Here is an 18,294-nt window from a genome sequence, read left to right on the forward strand (position 1 = left end):
AAAGCGTTACGCAATGAGCTTGAAAGGTGTCTAGAAAATCCGGGGCGATTCAGACCAGTCATCTCGACAATCCATTCGAGGGTTGTGGCGTGCGCTGCCCAAACCGTCCACCGAAAACCGTCAAGCACCGCGTTGTCCGGGATGCGCGGATCATTCTCGTCGGGATGGCGCGTTCCGAAATGAAGACGCTTGCGATGGCATCGCTCCACCCCGCGTGGTTCTGGCGAACGGTGTTCGAGACGTTTTACTACACGGGCATCCGAGCGAATGAGCTGTTGAATCTTCGTCCCCAGGATGTGGATATGGAAAGCATGCAATTCTGCATTCACCCTGAGGTTTCCAAAAATTTCGATGAGCACTTCGTTCCCATACACAGCAAGCTTGCTAAGCACCTGAGGATCTTGCTGTTGAATGCTAAAAAGCGCGGCATCAAATCCAATGAACAGCTCTTCAACGTCAACAGATTTTCACAGCGCCATATGCGCAGAACGATGGATATGAGCCAGCTGTCACGGTTTTATACATCGCTGAGCCGCAAGCTTGGGGTGCATGTGAGCCCGCATCGTTTCAGGCATACAATTGCTACCGATTTGATGAAGCAGCCCAAGAGTAATCTTCATATCGTCAAGGATTTGCTAGGGCATCGAAGCATTGCCACTACCTTGAAATACGTACACGTCGACGTTGACCAGGTAAGGCATGCATTGGAGATGATGCGGTAGCTGACTTCTACCGTCTCCTTTTCCTACAGCCCAATGAATTACCCTGCTTTGACAAGCTAATCCAACGCGACTAACTTTCATGGCGTGATGCGCTCATGCGCTCGCGCTACATAGCGTTTCTATGTCTCCACCACGTTTTTCGTGGCACCGGTGTGACTAACAGGTAGCAAATGACTGTTAATCATTGGGTCCCTGGTTCGAGTCCAGGTCGTGGAGCCAGATAGATAAAAGCCTGCAGAGATGCAGGCTTTTTTATCTGGGATTTGGCCCGTCAACCCAAAGCGGGCCAGAAGAAATCAAAAACCTGGGCGTGCCTCAGTTAGCAGCGTTCTCACGAGCAGCAAGCTCCCGCCGCGGCAACCGCCCATTAAGCACGACGTACGCCACCAACCCAATCAGCAGCCCCCAAAACGCCCCGCCAATCCCGAACAACGTGATGTTGGCGGCCGCTGCCAAAAAGGTAATCAGCGAAGCCTCACGGGAGCTGGCATCGGCCATGGCGCCGGCCAGGCTGCCGCCGATAGTGCCGAGCAGGGCGAGCCCGGCCAGGGTGGTGATGAAGGTGGCCGGAAAGGCCATGAACAGCGCGGCGAGGGTCACGCCGAAGACCCCGACGAGGATGTAAAAGATGCCCGCCGCTATCCCAGCAATCCAGCGCTTGGAGGGCTCTTCGTGGGCTTGCTTTCCGGTGCAGATGGCGGCGGTGATCGCCGCGATATTGAACGCGTGCGAACCAAAGGGCGCCATAAGCAAGGAGCCCAGCCCGGTGATGGTCACGATAGCGTTGGCACTGGTGTTGAACCCATCGTTGCGCAGCACCAGCATGCCGGGCATGTACTGGCCGGTCAGGGTGATCAGAAACAGCGGCAGCGCGACGCTGAGCAAGGCGTTGAGCGAGAACTCAGGCCGAGTGAACACGGGCGCCGCCAGTTGCAGTTCCAGGCCCGACAAGTCGACCCGTCCCTGAGCCAGCAAGAAGGCCAGCCCCAACGCCAGAATACCCACAACCGCGTAGCGTGCGGTCAGGCGTTTGAGCACCAGGTAGGCAACAATCAGCAAGCCGACCAGCATAGGATCAAGGCTCATGCCGCCGAAAGCACCTATGCCGAACTGCAACAGAATACCGGCGAGCAACCCGGCGGCCACGCCTGGCGGGATCAGCCGGATGACTTTTTCGAAATAGCCGGATAAGCCCAGCAGAACGAAGGCCGCGCCCGAGATCATGTAGGCGCCCACCGCTTCGGCATAGGGGGTAGTGGACAGGGCCACCACCAGAAAGGCTGCCGCCGGTGTCGACCAGGCGGTGATGACGGGGGTGCGGGAAACCCAACTGAGAAACAGCCCGGTAACTCCCACACCGATCGACACCGACCACACCCAGGATGCCGTCAACTCAGGGCTCAGCCCGGCGACCTTGGCGGCCTGGAATACCAGGATGAAGGTGCCGCCATAGTTGACGATGACCGAGATCAGGCCGGCCACAATCGGCGGGAGGAGGTCGCTGAGTCGAACAGATGAGTGGGATGTTGACGTAGGCATGGCGTTACGGTGCTCCTTGCTAATGGCGATGCGCAGAGTCTACGGATAAACTGGCCTGCTCATTCCGGCCAATTTATTAATACAGAGCAGACCGCATGGCGCACACCTTCGAGCTCGAAACACTGAAAATCCGGCTCAACGATGCCGAGTTTCAGCGGCTGGATCTGCATCAGCGGATCCAGCGCGCCCTGCGTGCATTGATTCTGGAGGGGGCCCTCGATGCTGGCCTGAAGCTGCCGGCGACCCGGGTGCTGGCCAAAACGCTCGGTGTTGCCCGCGACACGGTCGAGAACGCCTACGTGCATTTGCATCGCGATGGCTTCATTGTGCGGCGCGAAGGCTCGGGCAGTTATGTATCGGCGGCTGTGGGCGCAGAGTTACGCGGGGCTGCGCGCCGGCGCATGAAAACACAAGAAACCCAGCGCAGCGATGTGGCGCCAGGGTCGGGCTTGAGCCGGCGCGGCCGGATGATATTCGACACCGGTGGCGTGACCGATCAACAGGCGGTCAAGGCCTTTGCCACAGGGCTGCCGGAAACCCGTACCTTTCCTGTCGATATATGGGAACGCCTGCAACGCCAGGCCATGAAGGACTACCGGGGTAACGTCCTGTTGCATGGCGACCCGCAAGGCGCCGAGGCTTTGCGCAAGGCGATTGCCACCTACCTGAACCTCGAACGCGGTGCCAAATGCTCACCCAGCCAGGTTCTGATATTGAGCAGTACTCGCCAGGCCCTGTACCTGTGTGCCCAACTATTAGTGGACGCCGGCAAGCCCATCCTCCTGGAAAACCCCGGTTACTACGGTGCCAAGAAGGCTTTTGAAGCGGCCCAGACCCAGGTGGTGCCCATTGACGTCGATGCCGCGGGCATACGCACCGACCTGTTGCGGGCAGACCGCAGCGGTGCCAATTGCGTCTATGTGACGCCTTCGCATCAATACCCCACCGGCGCCACGTTAGCGCTGGAGCGCCGGTTGGAGCTGATCAACTGGGCGGCCGAGCAGGGCAAGTGGATCCTCGAGGACGACTATGACAGCGAGTTCCACTACGACGGGCCGCCGATTGCCTGCGTTCAGGGCCTGGACCCGTACCAGCGCACGATCTACCTCGGCACCTTCAGCAAAACGCTTTATCCCGGATTGCGGATGGGCTACATGGTGCTGCCTGCCGAACTGGTCAACGCCTTCACCTATGCACGAAGTATCATGGACGGTCACACGCCACAGATCCTCCAACTGACGCTGGCGCGCTTCATGGAGGGCGGCCACTACCACGCCCATGTCCGAGCCATGCGCAAACTTTACGCCGCGCGCCGTGCCGTCATGCTCACCGCCATCGGCAAACACTTGAAGGGAATTGCCACAGCCTTGTGCCCCCATGGCGGGCTGCAGATGCCCTGCCTTTTGGCCGATGGCTGGTCGGAGGCAAACACCATCCGCCAAGCTGCCAGCGCAGGCGTGCAGTTGCCCGGCCTCAGTCGGCTGTATGCCGGCGAGGAGAAGAAACAAGGTTGGCTGTTGGGGTATTCATCCTTGACCGCCCATGAAATCGAAACAGCCATGCGGCGGCTGGCCAGAGCAATAGGCTCGTAGGAGCGAGCTTGCTCGCGAAAAACGCACAGGCGCCGCGTTCATTCAGGAAGCACGCGTTATCGTTGACGTTTTTCGCGAGCAAGCTCGCTCCTACAGAGTTCATTGAGCGGCATGACGTATCTAAAGCCTGCTCGGAGTTTGAACCGCAGGCAGGATGTAGTCGAACCATTGCGCAAGGTTCGAGCCTGATAGCCGCTGCAGCTCATCGACATCCATCAACTCATCCTCACCGGCGTTGTAGCACTGGTCACCGCTGCGCCTGTCATCGGGATAGACCATAAAACCACCGCGCCCGTCAGGGCAGTCGGGCAGATACACCGAGGACAGGTCGCGTTGCTCATCGAGGTGCGCATTCAAGCGCGCGATATAGATACCCATCGAAACGGCCACACCAATAACCAGCACCACGCAGGCGACCAACTGGCTGGCATAACTGGCGCCTATCTCATCACGACGCACGGGCGACATCACACGACCCTGTCTGCTCAACATTCTGGCCAACCAGAAACCAACCATTGCCTCCCATGCGTACCAACTGCGTTTGCTGTGGAAGGATGCCCACCATCAGCGCGAGGAAAATCACGGCTAACAGCACCCCTTTGATCATCGAATACAGGTTCATGACGGTGACGAGCTCTGGATAAGAAGAGCCTTAGCCTAAGCCGCACGGGGTTAACGTCAGGTAAACATCACGGGAAACCGCCCGACTTCCGCTATCCTTCACACCGCTGCGCACTGCCTGCCCGAGGGGTTTTTTCCGTGCATATTCATCTGCTGTTGGTCGAGGACAACCTGGACCTGGCCACCACCGTCATCGAGTACCTGGAGATCAGCGGCATCGTCTGCGATCACGCCAGCAATGGCCAGGCCGGGCTCAACTTGGCGCTCAAGCAACATTACGACGTCATTGTGCTGGACATCATGCTGCCGCGCCTGGACGGCCAGCAGGTGTGCGCACGGTTGCGCCAGCAAGGCATCCAGACCCCCATCCTGATGTTGACCTCGCTGGATGCGTTGCCGGACAAGCTCGCCAGTTTTGCTGCGGGAGCCGACGACTATCTGGTCAAGCCGTTCGAGCTCGCCGAACTGGTGGCGCGGATTCGCGCCTTGAGCCTGCGGCGCAGCGGCCAGACCAGCCGTCTGCAAGTGGACGACCTGGTTATGGAGCTGACCACCCGCAAAGTCAGCCGGGCAGGGCAGGAGCTGCATCTTTCACCCATCTGCTGGGCCTTGCTGGAGCACTTGATGCGCGCCAGCCCCGAGCCAGTTCCCCGGGAGCGTCTGGAAAGCAAAATCTGGGGCGATGAGCCGCCCGACAGCAATACCCTCAAAGTGCATATGCATCGGCTGCGCAAGGCGGTAGACAAACCGTTTGGCCGGCCATTGATCCACACTCTGGCGGGTGTTGGCATTCAGGTAAAACCCCATGCGTAATGGCCTGAGCTTGAAGTGGGTGATCAGTGGCAGCTTCCTGTTACTGATTGCCGTGGTGCTGGTGATCTACAGCAAGCTGCTGCCTGAATTTACCGTGCGCGGCCTGTTCTACACCGCCAGCGCGATGATGGAGGAGGAGGCCCAATATTTTGTCAGGCACTACAAGCAAAATCCGGCCACGCCGACGCCGCACAATTACTTCTATACCAGTGTCATCGGCAAGGAGGCGTTGCCGCAGGATGTGCGCGAGTTGCTGAATGCACCGCCAAACCTGTCTTTCGGCGCGGTGAATATCTTCGGCGATCTCTACTCTGATGACGACGACGCGCCGTTCCATATAATCCTCGAACAGCCTCTGGGCGACGGCAAAACCCTCTACATGTATGACATCGACCACGATAAGGAAGTAGGGGGTGAGGTCGAGACGCCATTGTCCGACGCCTACTTTGACCAGGTACTGGAAAGCGTCCAGCTCATCAGCCTGGCAGTATTCGTGCCGGCGCTGATCATCATCGCGCTGTTGGTGTGGTGGTTGGTGCGTCCGCTGGGACGCCTGATCCAATGGTCCAGTACCTTGAACAATTCTGACGCCCTGGCCAGCGAGCGGCCGGGCTTCAACTTCAAGGAGTTCAATCGGCTGGCCGACGCACTGGCCGATAGTGTTGAACAAGTGCAGGCCGCCAGCCAGCGAGAAGGCCGCCTGTTGCGCTACACCAGCCATGAACTGCGCACGCCCCTGGCGGTGCTCAAGGCCACAATCGAACTGTTGGCCCTGCAGTCGGGCGGTGCCCTGCCACCCTCGTTGCAGCGCATAGAACGCTCGGTGATGAACATGCAGCTGATCGCCGAGACATTGCTGTGGATGAGCCGCGAGCGTCCCGAGCCACTGCCGGAAGAAGACGTTGACCTGAGCGAACTGGTGGGCGACCTGATTGAAAAACACCGCTACCTGATCGGTAACCGGGATATTGAGTTGAGCATCGACATCCACGACGGACCTTGCCGATTGCCTCCGACCGCCTGCCGCATCGTGATCGGCAACTTCCTGCGCAATGCCCTGCAATATGCTGAAGAAGGCACCGTAGAAATCAGCTTCAAATACCCCCGGCTGATGATCGCCAATCACATCAGGGAGACGGGGCCGCAGCAGGAGTCGGATGATTTTGGCTATGGTCTTGGGCTGCAGTTGATGCGGCAGTTATGCGCAAAACTGGGCTGGCAGATTGAGGTGATTCGTGAGCAACAGCGGTTTACGGTCATTCTTGATGTTGCGAAGTTGCGGGCTGGCGAGTTGTAAGATAGAGGCTGACTGCGCTCTGCTTGCGCTTGATCAGATAACGGAGATATCGGATGCGGCAGCATTTAAAGGACGTACACAACCAGCAAGTTACTGCCTGGCCTGACGATGTAGGTGGTCGCTGATTGCAAAAACCAAAAAAGCTAGGTTGATGCTATGGGCTCTGTTCATGGGCTGACATGATTCTTTCAAGAGTGTCTGGTACGCCGAAACAAATCTGATACCGACCGTTTGTGATGAAAGAAATGCACGATCAGATAGGCTGTAGAAACGTGAATCAATGCCACTGCTGTACTTCGCAACAACGCCTCTATTAATAGCATTTGTTGGTTGAAATACAGAAATAGAGAGTTCACCACGAGAATCAACGCACCCATTGCGATGACGAGACGATAGTTGCCTGCTACAAAAGCGGGCAGCAACACTGAAGCGCCTATGAATCCCCAAAGACCACTAAGAATGACTAATCCATCTACATACATGTTATCGCTCCTCCCGAGTAAGACGTCTTTATCGATTTCTGTTGCGATGTCAGCTATTACCTCATACGGCACGACGTTGTAATCCACGATTCCCACGCGCCAGTGCATAACCACTGACACGCAAGAAGGGCGAGGGCGTTACAACGTCTGCACAATGACCTGGCTTTTCAAATCGTTGACCATGTCTTCAATCGCCGGCTGCATGGCCGCAAAATCTTCCGGGGTGCAGAGAATCTCTGGCTTGCTAAACACATATTGGCGCGTGATCAGCACCGTATTGGCCTTCTTCACATAGGTCGAGCGATAGTCGAAGCCTGCCTGTTTCACCGACACAGCCTTGGGCACCGCGAGGATCTTCACCTTGGCCGGGAACTCCAGGCGCGCTACCTCTGTGATCTCACTTGAGAGGCAAGTGAAGGCCTGAGTACGTTCCTTTTCGACGATCAAGGAAAACACGCTCTGGCCAATACCGCCGGCCAGGCTGGAGAGGGTAGGCACTCCGGTCGGGCCAGGCAGGTTCACCAGGTTGCTGGTGTGGCCTTTAATCGCGAATTTGAAGGTATTGGCAGTGCCGTCCAAGGCGTCAGTTTCGATCAACCCGCTGCCGGATTGCCCATACATGCTCAGAATCTGCTGCACCAACTGATTACGGTCGGCCGGCTGCATGGCCTTGAGCATGAAGCGGTTAAACTCCGCGCCCCAACCGTCGATGGTGGAGTCATTGGTAAAGTCTGCAGCGCCTTTGGCGTTGACCTTGAACGCGATGGTTGTGTTCACTTTGCCAGGCTGGCCGGACGGCGTTTGTGTACGTTCACCGGTCTGTGTCAGCAACACCGGTTTGCCGAGTTCGGGCAGAGGCAGGTAGCCAGCGGCGATGGGCGTTGCGGTGGAGTCCAGGTACAGATCGAGGCTGGGTACATAAGTGATCACATGGTTGAGCACGCCCAGGGTCGGTACCTTGGGCAGTACGTAGGCGTTGTCGGCGTTGATCAGGGCGGGCGAGCTTTCAATGGCGACGGCTTTGAGCAGCGCTTCAAGCAGGGCCACATGGTCCTTGCAGTCGCCATAGCGGTTATCCAGCACCGCTTGCGCTGAATGCGGCACCACGCCGCCCGCACCGACGTACACGGCCACATAGCGGATGTTCTTGCGTACCCAATCACTCAGCACCAGGGCCTTGCTGCGTGGGCTGTCGAGGTTGGTGGTGAGTTCCTTGGCCAGTTGGGTCATGGCCGGGGTCACTTCTACCTGTGCGCGTGCGGCGTAGGCTTGGGCAAACTGTTTGTAGTCGGTGAACGTCGATACGGCCAGCAGTTGCCCGTAGTCGGTGTAGGCAACGGAGCCTTCTTCCACGCGGTTTTTCTTGGTTTGCTCCAAGTCCCAGCGGTACACCGTTCGCCCGTTGGCGTTGGCTGGCGTGGACGCCTTGAAACCCCGTGAGTCGGCGTACAGCTTCATTTCGGCGGGCATGTCGTAGCTGAGGCGCACCTGCTCATTCTGGTAGAAATCCGGCGAGAAAAGGTCTTCGAACTGCCCTGGAAACAACGGCGTATTGCGATGGCGCTGGTACCGCAGCACCATGCGATCGCCCACTTGCAGCTCCGGGAAGATCACCACCTTGACCCGCGAGTCCTGGAACATCGGCGCCTGGGCAGACTCAAGCTCCTGCTGCTCCTTGATCCGGTCGGGTGTTACCACGACTTTGCGGCCATCGGGTTTGAGGGTGTAGGCCTCGACGATATCCAGGGTTTCCAGGGTGCGATTGTAGGTGACCGAGCGCTGGGCGTTGGAGGTGATCGCGCGCTCTTCATTGATCCGCATAACCCGTTCGACATCCAGTACAAAGCTGCCGTCGGCATTCACGACGTAGGACTGAATATTTTTTTCGTGGGTCAGGGAAAGGTCGGTGTAATCGGCACGGGCTTGCGTCGTCAACAGCGCGCAGACCATGACTGCCAGCACACTGAACAGGCGTAACGCAGAGAACGGGAGGCTTTGCATAGAGATCCTTCTGAGCTAGGGGCGCGCCGTTTCACCGGGGCGTATGTTCCTGAATATGCCGATGGACAGGACTCGCAAGCGCTTCGCCTACTCAATTGGCTGACGTTCAGGGGTCATGAAGATTTTTTCAGGTTTCTCTCGCACGCTATGGGGGCCGAGATTTTCCTTTGAGTAAGACGTTTTCGAATGATTTTATTTAGCCCTGATTAATCAAAAAGTTAAACGCCTCGATTATGGTCATGGAGCGCAGGCGTGTTTTTTTGACGGGTCGATCATTTTTTTCCATTCGTTTTATTCCAAACAGGTCTTTTACCGAAAAATCAGGCCCATGCTTTATTGGTCCAAGCGGGCGGCGGCCTTGGGCAATGCGGTCTTCTAAGCGGCAATCAAGCAACCATTGTTTGAGTTAGCGGTGCCTTCAAAAGGATCAACCCATGGCATTCACCACTCTGATACTCGACGCGCCCGGTCCGCCGCTGCTCTATGAGGAAATCGATCGATTCCTTGAACTGGGCTTGGCGGTCGTCCTTAACCTGTATTACTTCACCGATAAACACAGCATCCAGCAGCACTACGGCGCACGCATCGGGTATGCCGATATCAACGGCCATGATGAGCGGGGTTTTATCGCAGCGGTGGATCAGGCTGGGGGTTACAGCGTGTTCAAGACGCGCTTGAACATCCCGCTGGGCGGCGAACTGATTCGCGCCGCCAGCTCACCCGGGTTGCCCACACCGCTGCGCGCCATCGCCCAGGCCGGGACCGGTCTCAACCATATCGACCGACAGGCGTGCGAGCAGGCGGGAGTGACGGTTCTGCATACGCCGGGTTCCAACGCGACTGCTGTCGCTGAATACGTGTTGGCCCAGGCGTTGTTTCTGTCTCGGGATCTGGACCACTACAACGCGCAAACCCACCAAGGCCACTGGTCAAAAGGCACCTTGGCGCCTGCTGCTGAATACGCCGAACTCACCCTCGGGCTGGTGGGCACCGGCAGCATTGCCCAGCAGGTGGCGTGCAAAGCCAGCGCCTTGGGGATGAAGGTGATTGCCACCGGGTCCGAGCGCTTTACCGAGCAGGAGGCGCGCCGCCTCGGGCTGCAACGCAGGCAAACCCTGGAACAGTTGCTGGATGAGGCCAATATCGTTTCGATCCATGTGCCGTTCACCCCGCAGACTCGCGGCTTATTCGGCAGCGCCGAGTTCAAGCGGATGCGCCAGGGTTCGATACTGATCAATACCGCTCGCGGTGGCATCGTCGACGAGCAGCAACTGGCCGCCTTCATGATCCGGTTTCCCCGGCATATCAAGGCGGTCGCCATTGACACCTTCGCCCTGGAAAAAGACCGTTTCAGCTCGCCGTTGGCGGGCATTGCCGGTGCGCAATTGACGCCGCATATCGCCGGCAATACCTCCACCGCAATCCGCACCGCTTCGCAGCGCATCGTCGACCACATCCACGCGTTCAGTCACGCCTTGCAGATGCCGTGTCGCTGATACCGCCTGTGCCGGCTGAGGGGCTAAGCGAGCTTCACATTCATGGTGATGTGGGCAGTGAAGACCTTGACGCCGCCCGCATCGAAGATCTCTACCGGCACGATCTTGTCGCCCGCGGTCTGCCAATCGATAGCGCTGCCATCGGCGACGGCGCGGATATCGGTTTTCGCCTTGGCCAGGTATTCCACGCTCATGCCCTTGGGAATCCAGCGTGCGCCAGCGGGGATCGACGCATCGGTCATCATGCCGCCGGCCAGTTCGGCGGCGTTGCACAGCGCAATGGCATGCACCGAAGCCAGGTGGTTGGTGATTTCCTTGCGAAACGGCACGGTGACCACTGCATGGTTGGGCTTGAGTTCCGCGATCTCGGGAGTGATGGTGCTGAAGTAGGGTGCCATCTGGCACGCCAGGTTGCTGAATGCGGCAGGACCTACGCTATTGAACATGCTCAGTGCTTGGCTCATACGAATATCCTCAAGGTTTAATTGCGGAATAATATTCCGTAACAGAACAATATTCTGTAGATTCCGTGCCTGTCAACCCGAGCTTTCTCTGGCGGTCGCTCAGCCTATAAACTGTTTTGATTTGGCGTTCCCCCCATGCACTCCATCGATCTCATCGAGCGCACCTTCCCCGGCAGGCGCAGCGACCTCAAGCGCACCATCCTGCGTGAGGCGTTGGCCTGTTTTAACGAGGCAGGCATCGAGGCGACCAACATCGAGACCATCCGTGCGCGCTGCGACACCAGCGTGGGCGCTATCTATCACCACTTCGGCAACAAGGAAGGGCTGGTCGCCGCGCTGTTCTTTGCTGCGCTGGAAGACCAGGCCAGCCTGCGTGACCACTACCTGCAAGCGGCGGATACGGCCCACGCCGGTGTGGTCGGCCTGGTGTACAGCTACGTTGAATGGGTCACCGCCCAGCCGGACTGGGCGCGGTTTGTTTTCCAAAGCCGTTTTGCCGTGTCCAACGGCCCGTTCAAGGACGAGTTGATTGCGCGCAACAAGCAGCGCAACCAGCAGTTGAAGGAGTGGATGGGCGGGGAAGGGCGCAAGGAACACTTCAGCCATTTGCCCGCAGAACTTATCCCTTCGTTGATCATTGGCGCGGCGGAAAGCTACTCCCGTGCGTGGCTGTCGGCGAAGGTCAAAAAGAGCCCCTTTGAGTACCGTGAGCTGCTGGCTGAAGCGGCGTGGAGCTCGATCAGCCAGCGTTAGTCATTCCTCCTCATCCCCCTGTGGGAGCTGTCGAGCTTTGGCGAGGCTGCGATAGCGATGGTTCAGGCTATGAAGGGTTGACTGTGCCGCCGCCTTCGCAGCCTCGCTGGGGCTCGACAGCTCCCACATTAGGGCGGTGCTGTTGTCGGGAGTTGTGTTTGTCGCAATGGCCCTGCCAACCGAGATCACCCCAGCACTGCCAATCCCCTGTCGGAGCTGTCGAGCTTTGGCGAGGCTGCGATAGCGATGGTTCAGGCTATGAAGGGTTGACTGTGCCGCCGCCTTCGCAGCCTCGCTGGGGCTCGACAGCTCCCACATTAGGGCGGTGCTGTTGTCGGGAGTTGTGTTTGTCGCAATGGCCCTGCCAATCGAGATCACCCCAGCACTGCCAATCCCCTGTGGGGCTCGACAGCTCCCACATTTGGGCGGTGTTGTTGTCGGGAGCTGTGTTTGGCGCAATGGCCCTGCCAATCGAGATCAACTCAGCACCGCTAATCCCTGTGGGAGCTGTCGAGCCCCAGCGAGGCTGCGAAGGCGGTGGTTCAAACGATGAGCCTCTCGGCAATGCCTGCGCCTGATCAAGTTCCGTCTGGGGCTATACTGGCCTCCTTCCAACCCATCGAGATCCCCATGAGCACCTCCCTTTCCCTGGCGCCTGCACGCAAGCCTGCAGCGCCACTGATAGCCTTTATCATCCTGGTGGCGGGCGCCCTGTTCCTGCAAAACACCGTTGGCGCACGCCAAGTGTTGTTGCTGGTGGTCGGCGCCGCGCTGGGCCTGACGCTCTACCACGCTGCCTTCGGTTTTACCTCGGCCTGGCGCGTGTTTATCAATGATCGGCGTGGCGCCGGCTTGCGTGCGCAGATGGTGATGCTGGCGGTGGCGGTGCTGCTGTTTTTCCCGGCACTGGGCGCGGGCACTTTGTTCGGCCAGCCGGTCGTGGGCTTGGTGGCGCCGGCCGGTGTGTCGGTGGTGTTCGGGGCGTTTATCTTCGGGATCGGCATGCAGCTGGGTGGCGGCTGTGCATCGGGCACCTTGTTCACCGTGGGCGGCGGTAATGCGCGCATGTTGGTGACGCTGCTGTTCTTTATCTGTGGCTCGTTGATCGCCACCCACCATGTCGACTGGTGGTTTGCGTTGCCGTCGTTGCCGGCGGTTTCCATCGTCAAAAGTTTCGGTGTGCTGCCGGCGCTGGTCCTGAGCCTGGCGGTGTTCGCGCTGATTGCGGTGGCGACCGTGCGTCTGGAAAAGCGCCGTCACGGCCAGCTTGAACAAGGCGTGCACAGCGAGCATCAAGGGCTGCGTCGTTTTCTGCGTGGGCCCTGGCCGCTGGTGTGGGGCGCGATTGGCCTGGCGCTGCTCAACTACGCCACCCTGGCCCTGGCTGGGCGGCCGTGGGGCATCACCTCGGCGTTCGCGCTGTGGGGCGCCAAAGTGGCGAGCGGGCTGGGTGTGGATGTGGCGAGTTGGGCGTTCTGGCAGATGCCGGGCAATGCCAAGGCCCTGGCCGCGCCGGTCTGGGAAGACATCACCAGCGTCATGGATATCGGCATTGTCCTTGGCGCGCTGCTGGCCGCTGGCCTGGCCGGGCGTTTCGCTCCCAGCCTGAATATTCCGGCACGCTCGTTGATCGCCGCCGTGATCGGCGGCCTGCTGCTCGGCTACGGTTCGCGCCTGGCCTATGGCTGTAATATCGGCGCCTATTTCAGCGGCATCGCCTCGGGCAGCCTGCATGGCTGGGTGTGGCTGGTGGCGGCGTTTATCGGCAATGGCGTGGGCGTGCGTCTGCGGCCCTTCTTCTTTGCCGGCGAACGGCCCCAGGTGGCCTTGAGTGGTTGCTGAGCAGGCCGCCCACATTCGCCTGGCGCGCACGCAAGACGCCGGTTTGTTGCCCGCCATCGAGCATTGCGCGGCCCAGGCGTTTCGCGCAATCGAAGGGCTGGCCTGGCTGGCGGATGCCGCGTCGATTGGCATCGAGTGCCATCGGCAGTGGATCGCGCTATCGACCTGCTGGGTGGTGGTTGATCACCACGACCAACCCCAGGGTTTCCTCAGCGCAGAACGCTTTGGCGACGATCTGCATATCCATGAAGTGTCCGTGGCCCGGCCGCTGAAAGGCCAGGGCTGGGGGCGCAGGCTGGTGGAAACGGCGATGAACCACGCCCGCGCCCAGCAACTGTATGCAGTGACCCTGACCACCTTTGTGCATGTACCGTGGAATGCACCGTTCTACCGGCGCCTGGGCTTCGCTACTCACAGTGATCCGCGCCTGGAAACGATCCTGGCGGATGAGTACGCCCATGGCTTCGAACCCGGCAGTCGTTGTGCCATGGCGTGCCCGGTGACATGTCCGAATCCGTCCTGAAGTAGTCTGCCTTGCGCCTGTCGTGCGCTGTGGGTTGTCCTTACCATGGCTTGCATCGTTCACCCACTGATGCAAGCCAAAAGGACTGCCCATGAGCCGTAAAGCCCTGATCGTTATCGACGCCCAGCACTCGTTCCGTCATTCAACCTATTGGTCCGAAAATGACCTGCCCGACTATCTGGAAAAACAGCAGGCCCTCATCGATGGTTGTGTTCAGCGGGGCATCCCGGTGGTACAAGTCTTCCATGTTGAAGACCAGGGGCATTTCTCCATGCAATCGGGCAACGTCAGGGCACTGAGCGAGCTGTCGATCAATCCGCAGTTGGTGATCCACAAGCGCTACCACAGTGCCTTTGCGGGTACGCCCCTGGCCGCTCGCCTGGTGGAGATGGGCGTCGCCACGCTGATCATCAGCGGCATCCGCACCGAGCAATGCTGCGAGACCACCACGCGGCAGGCTTGCGACAGTGGCTTCAAGGTGGATTTTGTCAGCGAGGCGACGCTGACCTTCCCGATGACCCACGCGCGTAGCGGCCGGGTCTATACGCCGGCCGAGATTCGCGAACGCACGGAGCTGGTCCTCGATGACCGCTTCGCCCGCATCGTGACGGTCGCCCAGGCCCTGGCGGGGTGAATCGATGAGTGTGCCGGTGCTGTTTGTGCTGTTGCCAAACGTACTGATGCTCGACCTGGCCGGGCCTGCCGAAGTGCTGCGTCTGGCCGCCCAGGTCGATGACCCGGCGGTGGTGGATTTCGACTTGCAGTACGTCAGCCCGGTGGCAACGCTGCACACCTCCATCGGTTTGCCGCTGACGGGGCTGGCGCCACTGCCACCGACCTTGGCCCCCGGCACCCTGGTGGTCTTGGTGGGCTCCACGATGAAGGTCAGCAAGGCGCACCAGCAGGCGTTCGAGTCGGCCAGCAAGCGGCTGACCCACTGGTTGCAAAACGTCTTCGCACCCTCGGCTGAACGCCTTATCTGCGTATGCGCCGGCGCGTTGAGTGCCGCCAGCGCCGGATTACTGGATGGCCGCCAATGCACCACGCACCACTCGTTGTGCGCCACCTTGCAAGCCATGGCGCCCAAGGCTCGCGTCCTGGAAAACCGCTTGTACGTGACCGATGGTCCGGTCAGTTGCAGCGCCGGTGTCACGGCCGGTATCGACCTGATGCTGCACCTGGTCGCCGAGCTGGCCGGGCCACGGCTGGCGTGCGCGGTAGCGCGGGACATGGTGGTGTACCTGCGCCGCAGCGGCAGCGACCCGCAGTTGTCGCCCTGGATAACCGGGCGTAATCACCTGCATCCTGCGGTGCATCGGGTGCAGGACGCCATCGCCGCAGCCCCCTGTGAAGCCTGGACCGTAACCCGCATGGCCGCCCTGGCCTGCACCGGCAGCCGCCACCTGGGGCGCTTGTTCCAGGAGCATGTCGGTATCAGCCCGCTGGACTACCTGCACCGCCTGCGCCTGGCGGTGGCCCGTGAACTGCTGGCCGAGTCGGACCTGGGCATTGAAACCATCGCCGAGCGCGCAGGCTTTGGTTCGGCGCGGCATCTGCGGCGTATCTGGGGCAAATATGAAGCGGCCACCCCTTCAGCCATGCGCCTTACTCAGCAGGCGTCTCGAGGGGCGTGACAGGGTTTTCACCGGCCTCGGTCGCCAGCTTCAAACGGTCGGCCTTGCTGATGTATTTGTCTTTGCTTTTCGGCGCCAGTTTGGCGCTGGCCTTTTTGGCTTTGGCCTTGAAGAGCTGCTGGAGTTTTTTCTGGCGGTTCATGTCGCGGAGCCTGAGAGGGAAAGGCGCGGATGATACCAGTTTCAGCAAATGTGACCGGGCCCTGGGTCGCTTTTTAGCGCTGATCTGTGCATTGAATCGTCCTTCGTTTCGCCAATAATCGGGCCGAGTATCCAGCGCAAACGGAAAAGCCCCGATGAGCATTCACACCCGTACCAAACGCATGACTGTCCCTCAATTGGTCGCCATGAAGGGGCAACAGAAAATCGTCTCCCTCACCGCGTACTCCAGCGCTATCGCCAAGCTGATCGATCCGATCGTCGACTTCATCCTGGTCGGTGACTCCACGGCCATGGTCGGCTATGGCCGGGCGTCGACCCTGAGCATGCAACTGGAAGAAATCATCGGCCACACCCGGGCGGTGGTCGACAGTACACGCTTGGCCTGTGTGATCGCAGACATGCCGTTTGGCAGTTACCAGGAGTCGTATGAGCAGGCTTTTCGCAACTGTGCCCAAGTATTGGCGCGTACCGGTTGCGACGCGATCAAGCTGGAGGCCAATCAGGCCCTGGCCGGTACCGTGGAGTTCCTGGTTGCACGGGGTGTACCGGTGATGGCCCACGTGGGGCTGATGCCGCAATTCGTCAACGTCATGGGCGGGTTCAAGGCTCAGGGCCTGAGCGCTGAAACCGCTGCGGTGATTGCCGCCGATGCTCGCGCCAACCTGGAAGCGGGGGCCTTCAGTCTGCTGCTGGAAGGGGTGGCCGAAGGTGTGGCCCGGCAGATCACCCTGGACTCAAGCCAACCCACCATCGGCATCGGCGCATCGCCTGCGTGTGACGGCCAGGTGTTGGTCACCGAGGATGTGCTGGGCCTGGGCGGCGGCTCGATGCCGCGCTTCGTCAAGCAATACGCTGATGTGGGGGCGGTGATTCGCGATGCCTGCGAGCGTTTCGCCGACGATGTGCGCCAGGGTCGTTTTCCCGAAGACCGGCACTGCTACGGGCTTTGACGCAACGCCTGGGCCAGTAGTTGGACGGCCTGGGCAATGTCCTTGCTCCAGTCGAGTGTGTAGCTCAGGCGCAGGTGATCTGGCCAGGCGCCTTGCTGGCTGAACAGTTCGCCGGGGGCGATGACGATGCGCTGGCTTAGCAAGTGCGCGAACACCTGGCGCATATCCACCGGGCGGCTGGCCCGGAGCCAGAAGCTTGCGCCGCCATGGGGTTCGACCACCTGCCATTGGCCATTGCCGTGGGTTAACAGCAGGGCTTTGAGCTGCGTCATGCGCGCCAGTAACCGTGCGCGCAACGCCTTCAGATGGGCGTCGATACGCTTGGACGCAAACAGCTTGGCGATGGCTTTCTGGCGGATCGGCGAGAGGCGAAAGCCGCGCTCCAGGAACAGCTGTTGCAACGATGAGGCATGTCCGCGACACAGCACATAGCCGTAGGGTGCCTCCGAGCCGATGACTTTGTCGAAGGTCGAAAACACCAGCAGTTTGTGCGGGGCGGCGTAGTCGCGATAACGCGCCGGTTGCGGGCCAAAGTACAGCTCGCCGTAGGTGTCGTTTTCGAACAGCCAGATATCCCGCTCGGCCAACCATTCGCAGATCTGCTGTTTATCCTGTGCGGGCATCACACCGCCCTGGGGCATATTCACCGTCGATGACAGCACCGCCAGGCGGATCGGCTCACGCTTGAGCAGCGTGTTCAGAGCGCCCAGGTCAAAACGCCCATCTGCGCCGAGGGGCATCTCGATCACACGGATTTTCGCCGCCTGCAATTGCCGCAGGATCGCCCACGAACACGGCGACTCCACCAGTGCGAGCGTGCCCGCCAGGTTCAAGGCGTTGAGCGAGACCTCCAATACGCTGTGCAAGTCCGAGCCGATATACACCTGGTCGGCTTGCCAGTAATGGTCAGTAGAGCGGCTGTAGCGTTCGGCCAAGGCAGCGCGCAACTCGGGCTCGCCCATTGGCAGATACAGTGGTGCCAGCGAGCGCGGGTACTGCCGGGTCAGTTCACGCTCCACCATCAGCAAGGGTTGCTCCAGCGACAGCAGCATCGCCGGCGCGTCGCTGCTCAGGGCCAGCATGCCGGGTTGGCGTGCGTTGGCGAAGACCTGGTCGAGCAGGGGAGATGAGCTTGGGTTGATGGTGGCAGCCAAGCCTGGGACGATGAAAAAACCGAGCTTGGGCCTGGCCTGGATCCGCCCTTGTTCCTCAAGCAATGCATACGCGTACTTGGTGGTCGACACCGACACGCCCAGGCGCAGGGCCAGTTGGCGCAGGGACGGCAATTTGCGTTCGCCGTCGGCAGGGCAGGCCTCGATCAGCTCGATGAGGTAGCGGTACACCGCCTGATAGGCAAAGGTGTCTTTGCTTCTTTTCATACTTATTTGAACCGCTATTCTGTA

At 59.8% G+C, this 18,294-nt stretch carries 19 protein-coding genes; 11 read left to right on the forward strand and 8 right to left on the reverse strand.

Translation table 11 applies throughout. The features are described 5' to 3' along the window. The first annotated feature begins 26 nt into the window (after positions 1-26). Positions 27-722 carry a site-specific integrase gene (locus E4P00_RS18815; RefSeq protein WP_248132483.1) on the forward strand — a complete coding sequence of 232 codons (696 nt, stop codon included), beginning with the start codon at positions 27-29 and terminating at the stop codon, positions 720-722. 315 nt (positions 723-1,037) lie between these two features. Here the strand turns inward: E4P00_RS18815 and E4P00_RS18820 are convergent, their stop codons facing one another. Next, positions 1,038-2,261: a benzoate/H(+) symporter BenE family transporter gene (locus tag E4P00_RS18820; protein WP_248132484.1), complete on the reverse strand. Its 1,224-nt coding sequence runs from the start codon at positions 2,259-2,261 to the stop codon at positions 1,038-1,040. 95 nt (positions 2,262-2,356) lie between these two features. On the opposite strand from E4P00_RS18820, the gene E4P00_RS18825 reads away from it, so the two are divergent. After that, complete coding sequence (locus E4P00_RS18825) at positions 2,357-3,853, forward strand: PLP-dependent aminotransferase family protein (RefSeq protein ID WP_248132487.1); 1,497 nt, start codon at positions 2,357-2,359, stop codon at positions 3,851-3,853. Positions 3,854-3,973: 120 nt separating this feature from the next. Here the strand turns inward: E4P00_RS18825 and E4P00_RS18830 are convergent, their stop codons facing one another. Then, positions 3,974-4,321, reverse strand: coding sequence for a hypothetical protein (locus tag E4P00_RS18830; RefSeq protein WP_248132488.1), 348 nt, complete (start codon positions 4,319-4,321; stop codon positions 3,974-3,976). Further along, positions 4,302-4,475, reverse strand: coding sequence for a hypothetical protein (locus E4P00_RS18835; protein ID WP_164692209.1), 174 nt, complete (start codon positions 4,473-4,475; stop codon positions 4,302-4,304). Before E4P00_RS18835 ends, E4P00_RS18830 begins: the two co-directional genes overlap by 20 nt. Positions 4,476-4,612: 137 nt before the next feature. Here E4P00_RS18835 and E4P00_RS18840 point away from each other — a divergent pair, with 137 nt between their 5' ends. Beyond that, on the forward strand, positions 4,613-5,287 hold the full coding sequence (locus E4P00_RS18840; protein ID WP_248132490.1) for a response regulator transcription factor: 675 nt from the start codon (positions 4,613-4,615) through the stop codon (positions 5,285-5,287). Next, entirely contained in the window at positions 5,280-6,584 is a 1,305-nt protein-coding gene (locus E4P00_RS18845; protein ID WP_248132492.1) for a HAMP domain-containing sensor histidine kinase, read from the forward strand. The genes E4P00_RS18840 and E4P00_RS18845 overlap by 8 nt, the downstream gene beginning before the upstream one ends. Positions 6,585-6,772: 188 nt before the next feature. On the opposite strand, the gene E4P00_RS18850 is transcribed toward E4P00_RS18845, so the two are convergent. Then, positions 6,773-7,153, reverse strand: a complete 381-nt coding sequence (locus E4P00_RS18850; protein ID WP_248132494.1) for a hypothetical protein — start codon at positions 7,151-7,153, stop codon at positions 6,773-6,775. Positions 7,154-7,204: 51 nt separating this feature from the next. After that, on the reverse strand, positions 7,205-9,067 hold the full coding sequence (locus tag E4P00_RS18855) for a DUF3857 and transglutaminase domain-containing protein (protein ID WP_248132496.1): 1,863 nt from the start codon (positions 9,065-9,067) through the stop codon (positions 7,205-7,207). Positions 9,068-9,501: 434 nt separating this feature from the next. Between E4P00_RS18855 and E4P00_RS18860 the strand changes: the two genes are divergently transcribed. Beyond that, positions 9,502-10,563, forward strand: coding sequence for an NAD(P)-dependent oxidoreductase (locus tag E4P00_RS18860; RefSeq protein ID WP_216091852.1), 1,062 nt, complete (start codon positions 9,502-9,504; stop codon positions 10,561-10,563). A 23-nt stretch (positions 10,564-10,586) separates the two neighbouring features. Here the strand turns inward: E4P00_RS18860 and E4P00_RS18865 are convergent, their stop codons facing one another. Further along, the gene (locus tag E4P00_RS18865; protein WP_005789870.1) at positions 10,587-11,027 is read right to left on the reverse strand and encodes a hotdog fold domain-containing protein; all 441 of its coding nucleotides are present in this window, start codon (positions 11,025-11,027) and stop codon (positions 10,587-10,589) included. A gap of 135 nt (positions 11,028-11,162) precedes the next feature. On the opposite strand from E4P00_RS18865, the gene E4P00_RS18870 reads away from it, so the two are divergent. From E4P00_RS18870 to E4P00_RS18890, 5 genes are all read left to right on the forward strand, one after another. Beyond that, positions 11,163-11,780 (forward strand): TetR/AcrR family transcriptional regulator, encoded by a 618-nt coding sequence (locus E4P00_RS18870; RefSeq protein ID WP_005789869.1) that lies wholly within the window; start codon positions 11,163-11,165, stop codon positions 11,778-11,780. A gap of 630 nt (positions 11,781-12,410) precedes the next feature. Beyond that, on the forward strand, positions 12,411-13,622 hold the full coding sequence (locus E4P00_RS18875; protein ID WP_078821897.1) for a YeeE/YedE family protein: 1,212 nt from the start codon (positions 12,411-12,413) through the stop codon (positions 13,620-13,622). Continuing rightward, positions 13,612-14,145, forward strand: a complete 534-nt coding sequence (locus E4P00_RS18880) for a GNAT family N-acetyltransferase (protein ID WP_248132498.1) — start codon at positions 13,612-13,614, stop codon at positions 14,143-14,145. Before E4P00_RS18875 ends, E4P00_RS18880 begins: the two co-directional genes overlap by 11 nt. Positions 14,146-14,236: 91 nt before the next feature. Then, positions 14,237-14,779: an isochorismatase family protein gene (locus E4P00_RS18885; protein ID WP_078821895.1), complete on the forward strand. Its 543-nt coding sequence runs from the start codon at positions 14,237-14,239 to the stop codon at positions 14,777-14,779. Positions 14,780-14,783: 4 nt separating this feature from the next. Next, the gene (locus E4P00_RS18890) at positions 14,784-15,779 is read left to right on the forward strand and encodes a helix-turn-helix domain-containing protein (protein ID WP_248132500.1); all 996 of its coding nucleotides are present in this window, start codon (positions 14,784-14,786) and stop codon (positions 15,777-15,779) included. On the opposite strand, the gene E4P00_RS18895 is transcribed toward E4P00_RS18890, so the two are convergent. Then, positions 15,751-15,921, reverse strand: a complete 171-nt coding sequence (locus tag E4P00_RS18895) for a DUF2986 domain-containing protein (protein WP_078821893.1) — start codon at positions 15,919-15,921, stop codon at positions 15,751-15,753. The genes E4P00_RS18890 and E4P00_RS18895 overlap by 29 nt on opposite strands. A gap of 154 nt (positions 15,922-16,075) precedes the next feature. Between E4P00_RS18895 and panB the strand changes: the two genes are divergently transcribed. After that, complete coding sequence (panB, locus tag E4P00_RS18900) at positions 16,076-16,891, forward strand: 3-methyl-2-oxobutanoate hydroxymethyltransferase (RefSeq protein WP_248132502.1); 816 nt, start codon at positions 16,076-16,078, stop codon at positions 16,889-16,891. Here panB and E4P00_RS18905 read toward each other — a convergent pair. Continuing rightward, positions 16,879-18,270, reverse strand: coding sequence for a PLP-dependent aminotransferase family protein (locus E4P00_RS18905; RefSeq protein WP_248132504.1), 1,392 nt, complete (start codon positions 18,268-18,270; stop codon positions 16,879-16,881). The genes panB and E4P00_RS18905 overlap by 13 nt on opposite strands. Positions 18,271-18,294: the final 24 nt, after the last annotated feature.

This window comes from Pseudomonas sp. B329 (genome assembly GCF_023127835.1).
Classification (GTDB): domain Bacteria; phylum Pseudomonadota; class Gammaproteobacteria; order Pseudomonadales; family Pseudomonadaceae; genus Aquipseudomonas; species Aquipseudomonas synxantha_A.

Excerpts from the sequence above, each read along its gene's own strand:
- E4P00_RS18820 (WP_248132484.1), bottom strand. The coding sequence starts at position 2,261 with ATGCCTACGTCAACATCCCACTCATCTGTTCGACTCAGCGACCTCCTC.
- E4P00_RS18825 (WP_248132487.1), top strand. The coding sequence starts at position 2,357 with ATGGCGCACACCTTCGAGCTCGAAACACTGAAAATCCGGCTCAACGAT.
- panB (WP_248132502.1), top strand. The coding sequence starts at position 16,076 with ATGAGCATTCACACCCGTACCAAACGCATGACTGTCCCTCAATTGGTC.
- E4P00_RS18845 (WP_248132492.1), top strand. The coding sequence starts at position 5,280 with ATGCGTAATGGCCTGAGCTTGAAGTGGGTGATCAGTGGCAGCTTCCTG.
- E4P00_RS18885 (WP_078821895.1), top strand. The coding sequence starts at position 14,237 with ATGAGCCGTAAAGCCCTGATCGTTATCGACGCCCAGCACTCGTTCCGT.
- E4P00_RS18865 (WP_005789870.1), bottom strand. The coding sequence starts at position 11,027 with ATGAGCCAAGCACTGAGCATGTTCAATAGCGTAGGTCCTGCCGCATTC.
- E4P00_RS18870 (WP_005789869.1), top strand. The coding sequence starts at position 11,163 with ATGCACTCCATCGATCTCATCGAGCGCACCTTCCCCGGCAGGCGCAGC.
- E4P00_RS18855 (WP_248132496.1), bottom strand. The coding sequence starts at position 9,067 with ATGCAAAGCCTCCCGTTCTCTGCGTTACGCCTGTTCAGTGTGCTGGCA.
- E4P00_RS18875 (WP_078821897.1), top strand. The coding sequence starts at position 12,411 with ATGAGCACCTCCCTTTCCCTGGCGCCTGCACGCAAGCCTGCAGCGCCA.
- E4P00_RS18830 (WP_248132488.1), bottom strand. The coding sequence starts at position 4,321 with ATGTCGCCCGTGCGTCGTGATGAGATAGGCGCCAGTTATGCCAGCCAG.
- E4P00_RS18890 (WP_248132500.1), top strand. The coding sequence starts at position 14,784 with ATGAGTGTGCCGGTGCTGTTTGTGCTGTTGCCAAACGTACTGATGCTC.
- E4P00_RS18905 (WP_248132504.1), bottom strand. The coding sequence starts at position 18,270 with ATGAAAAGAAGCAAAGACACCTTTGCCTATCAGGCGGTGTACCGCTAC.
- E4P00_RS18835 (WP_164692209.1), bottom strand. The coding sequence starts at position 4,475 with ATGAACCTGTATTCGATGATCAAAGGGGTGCTGTTAGCCGTGATTTTC.
- E4P00_RS18860 (WP_216091852.1), top strand. The coding sequence starts at position 9,502 with ATGGCATTCACCACTCTGATACTCGACGCGCCCGGTCCGCCGCTGCTC.
- E4P00_RS18895 (WP_078821893.1), bottom strand. The coding sequence starts at position 15,921 with ATGAACCGCCAGAAAAAACTCCAGCAGCTCTTCAAGGCCAAAGCCAAA.